The organism is Streptomyces sp. NPDC033229 (genome assembly GCF_055576875.1).
In genome coordinates this window covers 77,619-94,243 of record NZ_JBVIQR010000023.1, presented here as the reverse complement: position 1 = coordinate 94,243, position 16,625 = coordinate 77,619, and the positions used below count along the sequence as shown (strand labels likewise).

Here is a 16,625-nt window from a genome sequence, read left to right as displayed (position 1 = left end):
CAGGCGTCGGGGCGGTGGCGTGCCTAGGCTGGCGGAATGAGCCGCACAGTCCCGGACACCGAGCCCGCCACGGTGAGGGGAGGGGCGCCGGGGACGCGGGAGGGCGGCGATCGGGAGTCCGCCTGGCGGCGGCTGTCGCACCGGGTGCCCAACGGTTTCGCGATCTTCTTCGGGCTGCTCGGGCTCTTCTGCGCGCTCACCTCCCTCATCTCACCGCTGCGGCGGGTTGCGGCCCCGCTGACCGACGCGCTGGACACCCTGACCGTTCCCACGGCCCCGAACCTCGCCTACGCCGTCTTCCTGATGCTCCTCGCGGCGGCGATGGCCGCGCGCAAACGGGTCACGCTCTGGTTCGTCCTCGGCTATCTGGCCCTGCTGCTGCTCGCGGACGTGCTGTTGCTGGCCGTGGGGTACTGGGAAGTGGTCCCGTCCCTGGTGCTGTGCGTGGCGGCGATGGTGCTGCTGATCCTGGCCCGGCGGGAGTTCTACGCGGCCTCGCGGCGCGGTGCGTTCCTGCATGCCCTTCTGGTGCTCGTCGGCGGTCTCGCGGTCGCCGTCCTGGTGGGCTGGGGCCTGGTCTCCCTCTTCCCCGGATCGCTGGAGAGCGGGGGTGGGAACCGGCTGTTGTTCGTCGTCAACAAGGTGTGCGGCGGCCTGGTCAGTGGTCGGCACTTCGTCGGTCACCCGCCGCACTGGCTGTTCTTCCTCCTCGGCCTGCTCGGCGCGCTGGCGCTTCTCAACGCCGCCATGTCGCTCTTCCGCTCCCAGCGTCTGGAGGCGGCCCTGCACGACGACGAGGAGCCGCGGATCCGCGCCCTCCTCAGCCGCTACGGCGGCCGGGACTCCCTCGGCTATTTCGCGACCCGCCGGGACAAGGCCGTCGTCTTCTCGCCCAGCGGGAAGGCCGCCGTCACCTACCGGGTCGAGGCGGGGGTCTGTCTGGCCTCCGGCGATCCGCTGGGCGATCCCGAGGCCTGGACCCCGGCGATCGAAGCCTGGCTGGCGGTCGCGGGGCGCTACGGCTGGCAGCCCGCCGTCATGGGCGCGAGCGAGACCGGCGCCGTGGCGTACGCGCGGTCGGGGCTGGGGGCGCTGCAACTGGGCGACGAGGCCATCCTCCGGGTCGCCGCCTTCGACCTGGACGGCCGCGAGATGCGGGTGACCCGCCAGGCCGTCAACCGGGTGGAGCGGACGGGCGCGACCACCCGCGTCCGGCGGCACGCCGAGCTCTCCGACGAGGAGATGGGCGAGGTGATCCATCGCGCGGACACCTGGCGCGACACCGAGACCGAGCGCGGCTTCTCGATGGCCCTGGGGCGCCTCGGCGACCCCGCCGACGGCGACTGTCTGCTGGTCGAGGCGTTCGACAGCGAGGGCAAGATGATCGCGCTGCTGTCGTTCGTGCCCTGGGGGCGCGACGGGGTCTCGCTGGATGTGATGCGCCGCGACCGTGCCGCGCCCAACGGCGTCATGGAGTTCATGGTCGCCCAACTGTGCGCGCAGGCCGGGCGATTCGGTGTCAAGCACATCTCGTTGAACTTCGCCGTCTTCCGCTCGGCGTTCGAGGAGGGCGCCAGGATCGGCGCGGGGCCGGTATTGCGGCTGTGGCGCAAGCTGCTGTTGTTTTTCTCCCGGTGGTGGCAGCTGGAAGCGCTCTATCGCTCGAACGTCAAGTACAACCCCGAGTGGCATCCGCGGTTCCTGTGCTACGCCGATGCGGGCGCCCTCGCGCGGATCGGGCTGGCCGCGGGCATCGCGGAGGGCTTCGTCGCGGTACCGAGCCTGGGCAAGCTGTGGAGCCGGGGGCGGGCGCGCGGCGTCGCCAGTCCGGCGAGCACGGCCGGCCTGCCCTCGCTCTCCGAGCTCGGCTACGGCACCGGCGCGGGGCCCGGTGAGCCCGGTGCGGCGGATGAACTCGCCGGGCTGCCCGAGCAGGTGCGGGTACGGCGGGCGAAGCTGGAGCGGTTGCGGGCGGCGGGTGTCGATCCCTACCCGGTCGACGCGCACCGCACCCACACCCTCGCCGCGATCCGCGCGGCCCACGCCGGGCTCGCGCCCTCGTCCCGTACGGGCGAGCGGGTGACCGTCGCCGGACGGGTACTGCTGGTACGCGACCACGGCGGGGTCGTCTTCGCCGTGCTGCGCGACTGGTCCGGTGACCTGCAGCTCACCCTCACCCGCGACGGCTCCGGCACGGAGTGCCTACGGCGCTTCACCGACCACATCGACCTCGGTGACCACATCGAAGCCGAGGGCGAGGTCGGTGCCACCGACCGCGGTGAGCTGACCGTCTTCGTCACCCGTACCCGGATGCTCGCCAAGTGTCTGCGTCCGCTGCCCGACAAGCGCCACGGCCTGAGCGACCCCGAGGCCCGGGTGCGGATGCGCTACGTGGACCTCGCGGTGTCCACGGAGGCCCGGCGGACCGTACGGGCGCGCAGTGCCGCCGTGCAGGCGCTGCGCCAGGGATTGCTCGACCGGGGCTATCTGGAGGTCGAGACGCCGATGCTCCAGCAGATCCACGGCGGGGCGAACGCCCGGCCCTTCACCACGCACATCAACGCCTACGACCTCGATCTGTACTTGCGCATCGCGCCCGAGCTGTATCTGAAGCGGCTGTGTGTGGGCGGCATGGAGAAGGTCTTCGAGATGGGCCGGACGTTCCGCAACGAGGGCATCTCGTACAAGCACAACCCCGAGTTCACGATGCTGGAGGCGTATCAGGCCTGCGCCGACTACGACGTGATGCTGGACCTGACGCGCGAGCTGGTCCAGGGCGCCGCCGTCGCCGCACACGGTTCGGCGGTCGCGCTGCGGGCGGACGGCGAGGGCAAGCTCGTCGAGCACGACATCTCGGGCCCGTGGCCGGTGAAGACCGTCTACGGCGCGATCTCCGAGGCGCTCGGCACGGAGGTCGACGCGGACACCCCGGTCGAGGCGCTGCGCCGCCACTGCGACGCGACGGGCGTGCCGCACAAGCCGGAGCACACCCGTGGGGACATCGTGCTGGAGATGTACGAGCGGCTCGTCGAGGAGCGGACCGGGCCGCCCGTCTTCTACAAGGACTTCCCCACCGACGTCTCGCCGCTCACCCGCCCGCACCGCCACGATCCGCGGGTCGCCGAGCGCTGGGACCTGGTGGCGTTCGGCACCGAACTGGGCACGGCGTATTCGGAGCTGATCGATCCGGTCGAGCAGCGCCGCCGCCTCACCGCCCAGTCGCTGCTGGCGGCGGGCGGAGACCCCGAGGCGATGGAGGTGGACGAGGACTTCCTGCGCGCCTTGGAGTACGCGATGCCTCCGACCGGCGGGCTGGGGATCGGCGTGGACCGGCTGGTGATGTTCCTGACGGGCCTGTCGATTCGCGAGACGCTGCCGTTTCCTCTGGTACGGCATCGCTGACCGCCGGGTTCGGCACGGAGGGTCTGTGGTCGGTGTCGGAACGGGCGCGCTCCGGGCTCCCGGCTCCAGGTCCTGGTGTCCTCAATCGCCGGACGTGCTGGTTTCGGTGAGTTCGGTCCAGTGGACCGTGCGGTCGCACCAGCGGTTCAGCAGGGTGCGGTCGTGGCCGACGGCGAGAAGGCCCGCACCGCTCTCACGGCGGTAGTCCTCGACGGCGGCGACCAGGGCGGCGGTCGTGGAGGCGTCCAGCATCGCCGTCATCTCGTCGCAGATCAGCCAGCGCGGGCGCAACACGAGGGCCCTGGCCAGGCAGGCCCGTTGCAGCTGGCCGTCGCTGACCTCGTGCGGCCGGCGGCCGAGCAGTTCCTCGGAGAGTCCGACCCGCCCGGCCAGTTCGGCCACCGTCTCCCCGGTGCCCGTCCGCCGCCCGGCCGCGCGCAGCGGCTCGGCGATCAGGTCGGTGAGCCGCAGCCGCGGATCGGCGGCCTGGCGGGGCTGTTGGAACACCACGCCGAAGGCGGTGCGCTGCTCACGCGGGGCGCGGTGCCGCCAGGCCCGAGCCCGCTCGCCGTCGATGAGATACGTGCCGGAGTCGGGTCGGTGCAGCAGGGAGGCGACCCGGGCCAGCGTGGACTTGCCGCAGCCGCTGGGGCCGAGGAGCCCCACGGCCTCCCCCGGCTCGACGGTCAGCGATACCTCCCGGACGACGGGTGCGCGCCGGTCGTAGCCGGCGGTGATGCGGTGGAGTTCAAGCACGCGTCGGCTCCTGCGGGTGGTGGCAGGCCGTTCCGTTCAGCAGCGCGGGGACGGTTCCGCAGGTCGCCGTCGCGTGCTCGCAGCGGGCGGCGAAGGCGCAGCCGGCGGGCAGTGCGCCGAGTTCGGGGGGCATGCCGGGGATGGGGGTGAAGGCGCGCTCGGGCAGGGCGTCGAGCAGGCCGCGGGCGTAGGGGTGGCGGGGGCCGGGGCGGCCGAAGAAGGCGGGGGCGTCGGTGAGTTCGACGATGCGGCCCGCGTACATCACGGCGACGCGGTCCGCGATCCGTTCGGCCGCCGCGAGGTCGTGGGTGATCATCAACAGCGCGTGGCCCGCGTCCGCGTGACGGCGCAGTTCGTCGACCGTCCGGTCGACGAGGTCGCGGTCGAGGCCGGTGGTCGGTTCGTCGGCGAGCAGCAGGGGGGCGTCGCCGACGAGGGCGAGCGCGGTGGCGGCGCGCTGGGCGAGGCCGCCGGAGAGCTGGTGGGGGTAGCGGTCGAGGTGGTCGGCGGGGAACGCCGCCCGCTCGGCGGCGGCCTCGGTCGTGGCCCGCAGCCCGCTGCCGCGGGCGCCGGTCAGCTCCCGGACGGTCTCCTGGAGTTGGGAGCGCACGGTGCGCACGGGGGTGAGGTGGGCGGCGGGGCTCTGCGGTACAAGGCCGACGCGGCGGCCCCGGACCGTACGGGCGAGCGTCCGCTCGTCGGCCGCGAGGAGGTCGAGGCCGCCGACGAGGGCCCGGCCGGCGGTCTGCGCGTTCGCGGGCAGCAGCCCGAGCAGCGCGGACGCGAGGACGGACTTGCCGCAGCCGCTCTCGCCGACGAGGGCGAGGCACTCGCCCGGCCAGAGCCGGAACGACGCGTCGGTGACGGCAGCGATCCGTCGGCCTCCGCGCATGCGGAACCGCACGGACAGGCCGCTGACGTCCAGTACGGGTTCGTCTGCGGCAGGAAGGCGGGTTGCTGCCCCGACCTTACGGGCCTGCGTCGTCACAGCATCAGCTCCGATCGGCGGCGCGGGTTGAGCCGTTCACGCCAGGCGCCGGCCAGGCCCGCTATGGCGAGGGTGGGGATGATGATGAACAGTCCCGGGAACAGGGTCGGCCACCAGTCGCCCGCGAGCAGGGTGCCGCGTGCGGCCTGGACCATGTTGCCGAGGCTGGCCTCGTGGGTGGGCAGGCCCAGGCCGAGGAAGGACAGCGCGGACTCGTGCCAGATGGCGTGCGGGATCATCAGCACCGCCGCGAGACCGGCTTGGGGCAGGACCCCGGGCAGCAGATGCCGGACGGTGATCCGCAGACGGGAGGAACCTCCGGAGACCGCAGCGTCGATGTACGGGCGGGAGCGCAGCGACAGCACCTCGGCGCGGACGATCCGTGCCGTGGACAGCCAGTGGGTGAGTGCCACCGACGCGACCACCGGCCACAGGCCGGGGCGGAACATCGCCACGATGAAGACGCCGAGCAGCAGGTGCGGGACGGACGAGAAGACGTCGACGAGGCGCATCACGACCCGGTCGGCCCAACCGCCGAGCGCACCGGCGAGGGCGCCGACCACGGTGCCGACGACGGTCGCGGCGAGCCCGGCCACGACACCGACCAGCAGCGAGATCCGCAGCCCGTAGACGCAGCGCAGCAGCAGGTCCCGGCCGACCTCGTCGGTGCCGAACGGGTGCGACCACGACGGTGGCAGGAGCTTGGACCCCAGGTCCACGGCCTGCTCGTCGAGTGGCACCAGGGCGGGTACGGCGAGGACGGTGAGGACGACCGCGGCGACGAGGACGAGGGAGGTACGCGTGCGCAGCGCGCGCGTGCCGACCCGGGCGGCCCCGCCCCGGCCCCCGGCACCGGGCGAACGCCAGGTGGTGGGGGCCGCCTGGGGTGTGCTTCCGGTCTCAGCCATCGAATCCCACCCTCGGGTCGGCCAGTCCGTACAGCAGGTCGGACAGCAGGTTGCCCACCAGGACCGCGGCCGTGGCCAGCACGGTCAGGGCGGCCAGCAGCGGGAAGTCGACGCTCGTGGCGGCCTGCACGGTCGCGGCGGCGATGCCGGGCCAACTGAAGACGGTCTCCACGAGCAGCGCGCCCGTGATCAGCTCCGGTACCCGGGAGCCGATGAGGGTGAGGACCGGCAGCAGTCCCGAGCGCAGTGCGTGGCCGATCAGGACGGTGCGGTCGCGCAGCCCACGCGCGCGTGCCCCGCGTACGGGGTCCTCTTCCAGGGCGTCGCCGACGCCCTGGCGCACGTACAGCACGAACCAGGGCAGCTGGGAGACGGCGAGCACCACGGCGGGCAGGACGACGTGCGAGGCGACCTGTCCGGCGGTGGCGACGTCGCTGCCGGTATCGGTGAGGCCGCCGGCCGGGAGGGCACCGAGTTCGAGGGCGAAGAACCAGATGGCGAGCAGCCCGAGCCAGAAGGGCGGTGCCGCCTCCAGCGTGTACGAAAGGGACGTCACGACCCGGTCGAGGAGACCGCCGCGGCGGCGCGCGGCGAGCACGCCCAGGGTGGTGCCCACGGTGACGGCCAACGCGAAGGCGAGGGCGCACAGCAGGACGGACCAGCCGATGCGTTCGCCGATGACGTCGGCGACGGGCTGGCGCAGGGTGCTGGAGTCACCGAGGTCGCCGGTCACGGCGGAGGTGACCCAGTCCCACCAGCGGGCGACGAAGGGCCGGTCGGCGCCGAGGTTCTCGCGCAGTTGGTCGAAGACGTCCTGGCCGGCGCCGAGGCCGGCCGAACCGGCGTAGGCCTTGGCGGGGTCGAACGGCGAGGCGGCGGCGATCGCGAAGACGCCGAAGGTCACGACGGCGAGCACGGGGACGGCGAGCAGCAGCCGCCGTCCCGCCATGCGTGCCATCGGCCCCCAGGGAAGCCGGGAGGTCACTTCTTCGGCTGCCAGTCCTCGACGTTCCACCAGGGCCCCGCGCCGAGGCCGTGGTCGTGCGGCTCGATCTGGGTGGTGAGGTCCTGCCAGCCGTCGTTCATGACGTAGAGGTGGTCGACGTGGGTGAGGAAGACGTAGCCGGGATCGGCGGCGAGGTCGCGCTGGACCTTGTCGTAGGCGGCCTTGCGGGCGCCCTTGTCGCCGCTGCGACGGCCGTCCTCGAGGGCCTTGTCGACGTCGGGGTTGTCGTAGGCGGCCATGTTGTTGAAGCCGTCGAGGGCGAGCGAGGAGTGCAGCAGGTTGTAGAGGTCGAAGTCGGGGTCGGCGGGGTTGCCGCCGCCGGCGAGGACCGCGTCGTTCTTCATGCGCGGCTCGATGACCTCCCAGGTGCCGCTCTGCACCTCGGCCTTGATGCCGGCCTTCTTGGCGTCGGAGGCGAAGGCGAGGGCGTGCTCCTGGCGGAGCTTGTCACCGGCGGGGAACCAGAGGGTGAACGTGGCGGGCTGCCCGTCCTTCTCCCGGATGCCCTGGTCGCCGGGGGTCCAGCCCGCGTCGTCGAGCAGCTTCTTGGCCTTGTCCAGGTCGTGCCGACGCTCGGTGCCCTTAGCGAACCACTCGCTGTCGGTGGGGACCGGGCCGTAGCCGGCCTTGCCCGCGCCCTCGAGGAGCTTGTCGACCATGGCCTCGCGGTCGACGGCGAGGTCGAGGGCGCGACGGACGGCCACGTCGCCGGTGACCTTGTTCGCGGTGGGCAGGGTGACGCCGCGGAAGTCGGTGGTGCGGGCAGTGACGGTCCGCTTGGACTTGTCGCCCTTGAAGCCCTTGACGAGGTTGGGCGGCAGGATCGCGCCGTCGAGGTCGCCGGTCCGCAGCCGGGTGGCGCGGATGTCGTCGTCCTTGATGATCGCCATGGTGAGCTTCTTGATCTTCGGCTCACCGCCCCAGTAACCGGGGTTGGCCTTGAAGCTCAGCTTCTCGCCCTTGCTCCAGCCGGTGAGGACGTAGGGGCCGGTGCCGATCGGCCGGGTGTTGAAGGAGCCGGAGTTGACGTCCTGGCCCTTGGCCGCGTGCTCGGGCGCGATGGGCAGGACCGTGCGCTCGGCGAAAGGCGCGTAGGGGTATTTGAGGGTGAAGACGACGGTGTCGTCGCCGTCGGCGGTGACTCGGTCGATGGCGTCGAGTTCGCCCTTGGCGGCGTTGTTCGTCTTCTCGTCGAGAATGGTCCGGTAGGTGAAGACGACGTCCTTGGCGGAGAAGGGCTTGCCGTCGCTGAACTTCACCCCCGTGCGGAGCTTGTACGTGTACGTACGCCCGCCATCAGTGATCTTCGGCAGCTCGGCGGCGAGGGCCGGCTGCAGCTTCATGGCGGCGTCCCGGCGGAGCAGCCCGTCGAAGATCTTGGAATTGCCGTCCTTGCCGTAGCCGAGGAGGGGGCTGAGCGTCTCGGGTTCGTTGGCGAGGCCGACGACCAGGGAGTCCTTGGCCCCCTTGGCACCGCCCGCGCTCCCGCCGTCGCCACCGCCGGGCGTCGAACAGGCCGCCGCGCCGGCCGTCAGTACCGCTGCCATGGCCGTGGCGGCCATTCCCCGAATGGACCGGGCCGTCATGCCCATACCTCTACTCACGCACTCTCACGTACTCAAGATCAACCGCTATTGCGAATTCCTCGCAATTAAACAGTACGGATAAGAGCAGGCATGATCCGGCCCGGAACAAAGCCTGTGCGACGCCCGCACAAGGCCCAGTACCACGCCCGCACAAGGCCCTGCGCAAGGTCTGCCCCGAGGGAAGAAGTCAGCCGACGGGACCCGGGAGATTCACCAACCGCGCCAGTGTCTCGCGGTGCCGGCCGGGCGTGCCCAGCGCGATCTGGTCGCTCTTGGCGCGCTTGAGGTACAGGTGCGCCGGGTGTTCCCAGGTCATGCCGATGCCGCCGTGCAGTTGCAGACACTCCTGGGCCGCCCGCACCGCGACCTCACCGCAGTGGGCCTGGGCGACGGCGACCGCCACCGCCGTGTCCGGTGAGCCGGTCGCGAGCGCGTCGGCGGCGTTGCGGGCCGTCGCACGGGCCGAGACGACGTCCAGCCACAGGGCGGCGAGCCGGTGTTTGAGGGCCTGGAACGAGCCGACGGGACGGCCGAACTGATGCCGTCCGCCGGTGTAGCGCACCGTTTCCGCCAGGCACCACTCGGCGATTCCGAGCTGTTCGGAGGCGAGCAGCCCGGCGCCGGTGAGCAGCGCCTCGGCGATGGCACCGCGGGCGCGGGCCGGCTCGGCGAGCAGCGTCGCGGTGGCCCCGGTGAGGGTGACCCGGGCGAGCGGCCGGGTGAGGTCCAGCGGGGTGACGGGGGTGACGGCCACGCCCGGTGCCCTGGTGTCCACGGCGTAGAGCCCGCTGTCGGCGGGGACGAGGAGCACGTCGGCGCCGGTCGCTCCGGCCACGGAGGTGATCTCACCGCTGAGCCCCCTTGCCCCGCCGCGTACGGTCTCGGGCGGCGCCCCGCCCGGGGCGGTCGACAGCGGGACGGCGAGCGCCCCGACCCGGCCGCCGTCGGCAAGCGCGGCGAGCGGACCGGCCACCTCGGGGCGGGTGGTGTCGCAGCCGAGCAGTGTCCGTACGGCCAGTACGGCGCTGGTGAGGTAGGGCACGGCGGCGACGGACCGGCCCAGTTCCTCCAGCACGACGGCGGCTTCCCTGGCCGTGGCGCCCTGGCCGCCGAGCTTCTCCGGCACCAGCAGCCCCGCGGTCGCCATGCCGGTGGCCAGCGACCGCCAGAGGTCGGGGTCGTGGGGACGGGCCCTCTCGGCTTCCGCGAGTGCGGCGGTGGGGCCGCCACGTTCGGTGAGCAGGGAACGCACAGCCGCGCGCAGGTCGTCCTCGGTCTCGGAGTAGAGCAGGTCGGGCGGCGCGGGAGTGGTCATCGGGGCAGGTCCTTCCACGCGGCGTCCTTGTCGGTGCGGGGCTCGGGCGGCAGGCCGAGGACCCGCTCGGCGATGATGTTGAGCAGGACTTCCGAGGTGCCGCCCTCGATGGAGTTCCCCTTGGCGCGCAGATAGCGGTAGCCCGCTTCACGGCCCGTGAAGTCGACGAGTTCGGGCCTGGTCAGGGTCCAGTCGTCGTAGCCGAGACCCTCCTCGGCCAGCAGTTCCACCTCCAGCCCGCTGATCTCCTGATTGAGGCGGGCGAAGGCCAGCTTCATGCCCGAGCCCTCGGGGCCGGGCTGGCCGAGGGCGAGTTGCCGGCCGAGGCGCTCGGCGGTCAGCCGGGCGGCCTCGGCGTCCACCCACAGCCTCAGCAGCCGCTGGTGGAGGTCGTGGGTGCGCAGTTCGGGCCGGCGGCGCCAGGTGTCGGCGACGAGGCCGATCATGCCGCTCTCGCGGGGCACCCGGGCGCCGCCGATGGCCACCCGCTCGTTCATGAGGGTGGTCCGGGCGACCTGCCAGCCTTCGCCGACCTCGCCGAGGCGGTGGGTGTCGGGGATCCGCACCCCGGTCAGGAACACCTCGTTGAACTCCGCCTCGCCGGTGATCTGGCGCAGCGGCCGCACGTCCACGCCGGGGTCGGTCATGTCGCAGACGAAGTAGGTGATGCCGCGGTGTTTGGGCAGGTCCGGATCGGTCCGGGCAAGGAGGATGCCCCAGCGGGCCAGGTGCGCCTGGGACGTCCACACCTTCTGGCCGTCGACGATCCAGCCGGCCCCGTCGCCGTCCTCGTCGCCGACCCGGGTGGCGCGGGTGGCGAGCGCGGCGAGGTCCGAGCCGGCGCCGGGTTCGCTGAACAGCTGGCACCACACCTCCTCGCCGGTCCACAACGGGCGGAGGAAGCGCCGGCGCTGCGCGTCGGTGCCGTGGCGCAGGAGGGTGGGCGCGGCCATGCCGAGGCCGATGCCGATCCGGCGGGGCGCGTTGTCGGGTGCTCCCCCGGCCTCCAGGGCCTCGTCCACGACCTGCTGGAGGGCGCGCGGTGCGCCGAGTCCGCCGAGGCCTTCGGGGAAGTGGATCCAGGCGAGCCCGGCGTCGAAGCGGGCGCGGAGGAAGTCGAGCCGGTCGGTGGTGGCGGGGTCGTGGGCGGCGAGCAGGTCCGCGACCCGGCGGCGCAAGGCGTCGGCGTCGATGGCGGTCGTCTCCGCACCTCCGCTCCGTGCGGCGGCCGCTGCGTCCGTCGCAGACGTCACCGGGCCGCTCATCGGGCTGCCTCGGGGACAACGACGACGCGGCCGGTGGTCGTGCCGTCGGCGACCCGCTGGACGGCGTCGGCGGCCTCGGCGAGCGGGACCCGTTCGCTGACGAGCGGCTTGATCGCGCCCCGCTCGGCGAGCGTGCCCAGCTCCTCGTGGCAGGCGCGGACGGCGCCGGGGTCCTTGGCGTTGTACAGGCCCCAGTGCAGGCCGAGGATCGCGTAGTTCTTGACGAGGGCGTGGCTCAGCGCCGGGGTGGGGATGGTGCCGCTCGCGAAGCCGACGACCACGATGCGTCCCTCGAAGGCGACGCACTTGGTGGACAGCGTGAAGGCGTCGCCGCCGACCGGGTCGTAGACGACGTCCGCTCCCCGCCCGCCGGTGGCCTCCTTGACGGCCGCGACCACGTCGTCTGCCCGGCGGTCGAGGACGAGATCGCAGCCGAGCTCACGGGCGACGCGTGCCTTCTCCGGTCCGCCGGTGACTCCGATGACGGTGGCCCCGGCGGCCTTGCCGAGCTGGACAGCCGCGCTGCCGACGCCGCCCGCCGCCGCGTGCACGAGGAGGGTCTCGCCGCCGCGGAGCCGGGCGCGGCGGTGCAGGCCGAACCAGCCGGTCTGGTAGCCGATGTGCAGGGCGGCGGCCTCGGCGTCGTCCAGTGCCCCGGGGGCAGGCAGTACGGTGCGGGCCGCGACGACCGCCTGTTCCGCGAACCCTCCGGCCGGCAGGGCGGGTTGGGCGAGGACGCGGGCCCCGATCTCGCCTTCGGCGCCGTCACCGAGGGCGAGGATCTCGGCACACACCTCGACTCCGGGGGTGAAGGGCAGCGGGGGCCGGACCTGGTACTGCCCCCGGCACAGCAGCGCGTCGGGGAAGTTGACGTTCGCGGCCCGGATCCGCACGAGCAGCTCACCGGGGCCGGGGGACGGGTCCGGCACGTCGTCGAGGCGCATCACCTCGCGCGGTTCGCCGTTCTCGTGCACTCGCCATGCCTTCACCGGGACCTCCACGAGGGGTAGGGGCAGCTCACGCCGCTCGCATACTAAGCGGTCGCTAAGGAAACGAACAGGGGGCCGTCACCCGCCCCGGCCGGCCGGGGAGTCAGGGGCGTCCGGCGACCGGGCGGGGCGCGGCAGCGGCGGCCCGGTGGACTCCCGGGCGGCGAGCCGTGGCGCCGCGTCCCGCACCCGGCGGGCCGGTCCCCCGTCGAGCAGCGCGATCAGCTGTTCGGCCGCCCGTCTGCCGAAGCCCGCCGTGTCCCGGGCGAGCGCGGTCAGCGCGGGGTGGGTGTTGCGGCAGAGCACCGAGTCGTCCCAGGCGACGATGGAGAGTTGGCGCGGTACGGAGACTCCGCGCTCGGCGGCGACGGCGAGGCCGGCGACCGCCATCACGTCGTTGTCGTAGACGATCGCGGTGGGCGGGTGCGGGGCGGCGAGGACGCGGCGGGTGGCGGCGGCACCCTGCGCGTCGGAGTAGTCGGTCGTCACGGAGACGACGTCGGGCAGGGCACGGCGGTCGGCCTCGGCGCGCAGGGAGTCGATCCGGCGCCGGGTATGGGCGAGTTCGGGCAGCCCGGCGATGTGCACGATGCGGCGGTGCCCCAGGTCGCACAGGTGGCCGACGATGGCGGCCATTCCTCCGGTGTCGTCGGCCCAGAGGTTGGAGATCGCGCCGTGCGGGCCTTCGCCGACGCCGTCCAGGGCGCCGATGACCACGGCGGGCAGGCCGAGTCCGTCGAGGAGCGCCGGGCGGGGGTCGTCGTCACGGGGGTCGACGACGAGCAGGCCGTCCACCCGGCGCTCGGCCCACCAGCGGCGGTAGACCGCGCACTCGGCGTCGAGGTCCTCGACGACCTGGAAGAGCAGGCCGAGTCGGCGGACCGCGAGCGCTTCCTGTACTCCGGAGACGAGTTGAAGGAAGAAGGACTCGACGCCGAGCGTGCGGGCGGGCCTCGCCAGGACGAGCCCGACCGTGGCCGAGCCCTCGCCGGACAGGGCGCGGGCAGCGGTGCTGGGCTGCCAGCCGAGCTCCTCGGCGACGCGCCGGACCCGGTCGCGGGTGGCCGCGGAGACTCCCGGCCGGTCGTTGAGCGCGAAGGACACCGCGCTCTCCGAGACGCCCGCGCGGCGTGCGATGTCCTTCATCGTCGGACGGCGGGCGGGCGTACGGCGCATGGTTCCCCCTCTGCCCCGCCCCTACTCGGGCGGGGCCGTTACCTGAAGCGCTTGAGCACCACCACACTAAAGCGCATTAGGTCGCGGCGTAAGTATTGACGCAACTCCCTTTCCGGGTGCAGGTTTTGACCTGCCTCCTCCCGGACTCAAGGCCCCTGCCGGCCCGATCGAAGGAGCTCATTCGGCCATGACCGCCTCTCGTAGAGCAACCGTCACCCTCGCGCCTCTCCTCGCCGCCGCCCTGGCTCTCACCGCCTGCGGCTCGGGCACGGACACCGACGGCGGTTCCCGCGCCGACGGAAAGGTCGCAGGTGACATCACCTTTCAGACGTGGAACCTGCGGGCGAATTTCAAGGACTACTTCAACGGCCTGGTTCGGGAGTTCCAGCAGCAGCATCCGGACGTCAAGGTCAAATGGCTCGACCAGCCCGCGGAGAACTACGCGGAAAAGCTCAGCGCCGACGCCGGAGCCGGCACCCTGCCCGACGTCGTCAACGTCTCGCCGGACCTGTCCTATCCGCTGGCCAAGGCCGGATTGCTGATGAACCTGGACAAGGAGAAGGCCACCGCGAAGTTCAAGGGCGAATACACTCCGGAGGCCTGGCAGGGCAATACCCTGCCCGGGCTGGAGGGTTCGTACGCCTTCCCCTGGTACCTCAACACCGGTCCGCTGTTCTACAACAAGGCCCTGTTCCGGCAGGCCGGCCTCGACCCCGAGAAACCGCCGAGGAGCTACGACGAGTTGTTCGCCGCCGCCGGGACGATGGCACGGCGGTCCGGCGGGAAGACCGCGACGCTCGCGGGGACACCGTCCATCGAGGACTTCGGGCGCTACGGCGTCAGGCTGATGAACGACGACGCCACCCGGTTCACCTACAACGAGCCGAAGGGCGTCGAGCTGCTGACCAAGTACAAACAGCTCTACGACCTCGGCGCGCTGGACGCGCAGGCACTCACCAACACCCCGGAGAAGGCCGGCCAGAAATTCCTGGAACAGAAGGTCGCCATGAATCCCGGCGGCGCCCACGACCTGGAGACCTTCAGGAAGAACGCACCGGGCCTGTACAAGAACCTCGGGATCACCGACGCGCCCAACAACACCGGCAAGCCGAACATGTATGTCATGGGCCTGGCCGTCAACAACGGCAGCGACCACAAGGCGGCGGCGATCGCCTTCGCCCACTTCGTCACCGACCGCAAGAACCAGGAGGCCTTCGCCCACAAGGTCGCCATCTTCCCCAGCACCGAGGGCTCGCTGCGCGACGCCTATTGGACCGAGGACGACGGAACCGATGAGGGCCGCGTACGGGTCGCCTCGGCGAAACTGCTGAAAGGCGCGGTCAATTACACGCCCGTCGTGATGAGCGACGAGATGAAGGTCGTCCTCAAGAACGAAGTGGCCAAGGCCCTCCAGGGCAAGAAGTCACCCCGGCAGGCGCTCGACGCCGCCGCGGCACGGAGCGACAAGCTCCTGAAGCAGGGCTGACCGGCTCATGGACCGGCACTCGGGGCGACCGGCCCCCCGGGCCCGCACCCACCGGGCAATCAGCCCCTGGCTCTTCCTGCTGCCCGGCATCGGGGTCGTCGCCGCGTTCAGCCTGTACCCCTTCCTCACCACCGTCCACAAGGCGTTCACCGACGCCCGCACCCTCACCCCCGGCACCTGGGTGCGCCTGCGGAACTTCCAGGACATGCTGGAGGACGAACAGTTCTGGGTCGCCCTGCGCAACAGCGGTCTGTACGTCCTGCTCGTCGTGCCCTTCACCGTGCTGCTGCCGCTGCTGCTCGCCCTGCTGGTCCACAAACAGCTCCCCGGCGTCACCTTCTTCCGGTCCGCCTTCTACACCCCGGTCGTCGCCTCCGTCGTCGTGGTGGCCCTGATCTGGGGCTGGATGCTGGACGACCGCGGCCTGCTCAACGGCATCCTGCGCTTCCTCGGCGCGGGGCCGGTCGCCTTCCTCGGCGACGAATGGCTGCTGCTGTTCAGCGCCATGGCCCTGACCGTGTGGCGGGGCCTCGGCTACTACATGATCATTTACCTGGCCGCGCTCGCGAACGTGCCCCGTGAGCTGCACGAGGCCGCCGCCGTCGACGGGGCCGGTGCGCTGCGCCGCTTCGTCAGCGTCACGGTCCCGGCCGTGCGCTCCACGATGGTGCTGGTCGGCGCCCTGTCGTCGGTGTCCGCGTTCAAGGTCTTCGCCGAGGTCCATCTGCTGGCCGGGCCCACTGGCGGGCCGGCCGGGCAGGACACCACGCTCGTCATGCTCGTCCAGCGGACCGGCACGGGACTGAACGGGCGTGTCGGCTACGCCTCCGCCCTCTCCCTCGTCGTCTTCGTCATCGCGCTGCTGCTGATGCTGCTGGCGCTGCGCGCCGACCGCAAGGAGGACCGGTGACGACCCGGACGAGCGCCTGGGAGAAGGCGCTGCGCTATCTGTTGATGCTCGGTGTCCTGGCCGTCACCGTCGGCCCGTTCCTCTGGCAGCTGTCGACCTCGCTCAAGAGCACCACCGAGGACATCTACGCCTACCCGCCGGGCTTTCTGCCTGAGCGACCGACCCTGGACAACTACGCCGGCGTCGCGGACATCATCCCCCTCTGGCGCTACGCCCTGAACTCGCTGCAGGTCGCGGTCGCCAACGTCGTCACCAACCTCGTCGGCGCCTCGCTCGCCGGATACGCGCTGGCCCGGCTGCGTTTCCGGGGCCGCAGGCTCGCGGGGCTCGCCTTCGTGGCGGCGCTGCTGGTGCCCCTGGAGTCCATCGTCATCGCGCAGTTCACGATGATGCGCGACCTCGGGCTCAACAACACCCTGATCGCCGTCGTGCTGCCCGGTGCGGTCGGCGCGCTCAATGTGCTGCTGATGCGCAACGCCTTCGCGAACCTCCCGTACGAGATCGAGGAGGCAGCCGTCATCGACGGGGCGAACGTCTGGCAGCGGTTCGTCCGCGTCGCCCTGCCGTCGGTCCGCGGCACCCTCGCCGTCGTCGCGATCTTCGCCTTCATGGGGGCGTGGGACGACTTCCTGTGGCCGCTGATCGTCCTCTCCGACTCGGACCACTTCACGCTGACCGTCGGACTGAACTTCCTGCACGGCACGTTCCAGCAGAATCCGCGGCTGGTCGCCGCCGGCACCGTCATCGCGGTCGCCCCGCTCCTCGTGATGTTCGCCTGTCTCCAGCGGTACTTCTTCCGCGGGGTCGGCGAAGGCGCTGTCAAGGGCTGACGACCACC

General features: G+C 72.1%; 13 protein-coding genes. 4 read left to right on the top strand and 9 right to left on the bottom strand.

Features of this window, described 5'->3' with window-relative positions; genetic code table 11:
- Positions 1–36: 36 nt before the first annotated feature.
- Positions 37–3,402 (top strand): bifunctional lysylphosphatidylglycerol synthetase/lysine--tRNA ligase LysX, encoded by a 3,366-nt coding sequence (lysX, locus tag ACZ53N_RS21030; RefSeq protein ID WP_469142348.1) that lies wholly within the window; start codon positions 37–39, stop codon positions 3,400–3,402.
- Between the two features lie 81 nt (positions 3,403–3,483).
- Here the strand turns inward: lysX and ACZ53N_RS21025 are convergent, their stop codons facing one another.
- From ACZ53N_RS21025 to ACZ53N_RS20985, 9 genes are all read right to left on the bottom strand, one after another.
- The gene (locus ACZ53N_RS21025; protein WP_469142347.1) at positions 3,484–4,158 is read right to left on the bottom strand and encodes an ABC transporter ATP-binding protein; all 675 of its coding nucleotides are present in this window, start codon (positions 4,156–4,158) and stop codon (positions 3,484–3,486) included.
- Entirely contained in the window at positions 4,151–5,050 is a 900-nt protein-coding gene (locus ACZ53N_RS21020) for an ABC transporter ATP-binding protein (protein ID WP_469142377.1), read from the bottom strand. The genes ACZ53N_RS21025 and ACZ53N_RS21020 overlap by 8 nt, the downstream gene beginning before the upstream one ends.
- 92 nt (positions 5,051–5,142) lie before the next feature.
- Positions 5,143–6,054 carry an ABC transporter permease gene (locus tag ACZ53N_RS21015; RefSeq protein WP_469142346.1) on the bottom strand — a complete coding sequence of 304 codons (912 nt, stop codon included), beginning with the start codon at positions 6,052–6,054 and terminating at the stop codon, positions 5,143–5,145.
- Positions 6,047–7,012, bottom strand: coding sequence for an ABC transporter permease (locus ACZ53N_RS21010; RefSeq protein ID WP_469142345.1), 966 nt, complete (start codon positions 7,010–7,012; stop codon positions 6,047–6,049). Before ACZ53N_RS21010 ends, ACZ53N_RS21015 begins: the two co-directional genes overlap by 8 nt.
- 23 nt (positions 7,013–7,035) lie before the next feature.
- The gene (locus ACZ53N_RS21005) at positions 7,036–8,646 is read right to left on the bottom strand and encodes an ABC transporter substrate-binding protein (RefSeq protein ID WP_469142344.1); all 1,611 of its coding nucleotides are present in this window, start codon (positions 8,644–8,646) and stop codon (positions 7,036–7,038) included.
- A gap of 187 nt (positions 8,647–8,833) precedes the next feature.
- On the bottom strand, positions 8,834–9,961 hold the full coding sequence (locus tag ACZ53N_RS21000) for an acyl-CoA dehydrogenase family protein (protein ID WP_469142343.1): 1,128 nt from the start codon (positions 9,959–9,961) through the stop codon (positions 8,834–8,836).
- On the bottom strand, positions 9,958–11,154 hold the full coding sequence (locus ACZ53N_RS20995; RefSeq protein WP_469142376.1) for an acyl-CoA dehydrogenase family protein: 1,197 nt from the start codon (positions 11,152–11,154) through the stop codon (positions 9,958–9,960). Before ACZ53N_RS20995 ends, ACZ53N_RS21000 begins: the two co-directional genes overlap by 4 nt.
- Positions 11,155–11,222: 68 nt before the next feature.
- The gene (locus tag ACZ53N_RS20990; RefSeq protein ID WP_469142342.1) at positions 11,223–12,215 is read right to left on the bottom strand and encodes an NADPH:quinone oxidoreductase family protein; all 993 of its coding nucleotides are present in this window, start codon (positions 12,213–12,215) and stop codon (positions 11,223–11,225) included.
- A gap of 78 nt (positions 12,216–12,293) precedes the next feature.
- Positions 12,294–13,391 carry a LacI family DNA-binding transcriptional regulator gene (locus ACZ53N_RS20985; protein WP_469142341.1) on the bottom strand — a complete coding sequence of 366 codons (1,098 nt, stop codon included), beginning with the start codon at positions 13,389–13,391 and terminating at the stop codon, positions 12,294–12,296.
- 187 nt (positions 13,392–13,578) lie between these two features.
- On the opposite strand from ACZ53N_RS20985, the gene ACZ53N_RS20980 reads away from it, so the two are divergent.
- Genes ACZ53N_RS20980 through ACZ53N_RS20970 form a run of 3 tightly spaced genes read left to right on the top strand, consistent with a single transcriptional unit; the run spans position 13,579 to position 16,617 of the window.
- Positions 13,579–14,877: an ABC transporter substrate-binding protein gene (locus ACZ53N_RS20980; RefSeq protein ID WP_469142340.1), complete on the top strand. Its 1,299-nt coding sequence runs from the start codon at positions 13,579–13,581 to the stop codon at positions 14,875–14,877.
- A 7-nt stretch (positions 14,878–14,884) separates the two neighbouring features.
- Positions 14,885–15,787, top strand: a complete 903-nt coding sequence (locus tag ACZ53N_RS20975) for a carbohydrate ABC transporter permease (RefSeq protein ID WP_469142339.1) — start codon at positions 14,885–14,887, stop codon at positions 15,785–15,787.
- Between the two features lie 44 nt (positions 15,788–15,831).
- Complete coding sequence (locus ACZ53N_RS20970; protein ID WP_469142375.1) at positions 15,832–16,617, top strand: carbohydrate ABC transporter permease; 786 nt, start codon at positions 15,832–15,834, stop codon at positions 16,615–16,617.
- Positions 16,618–16,625: the final 8 nt, after the last annotated feature.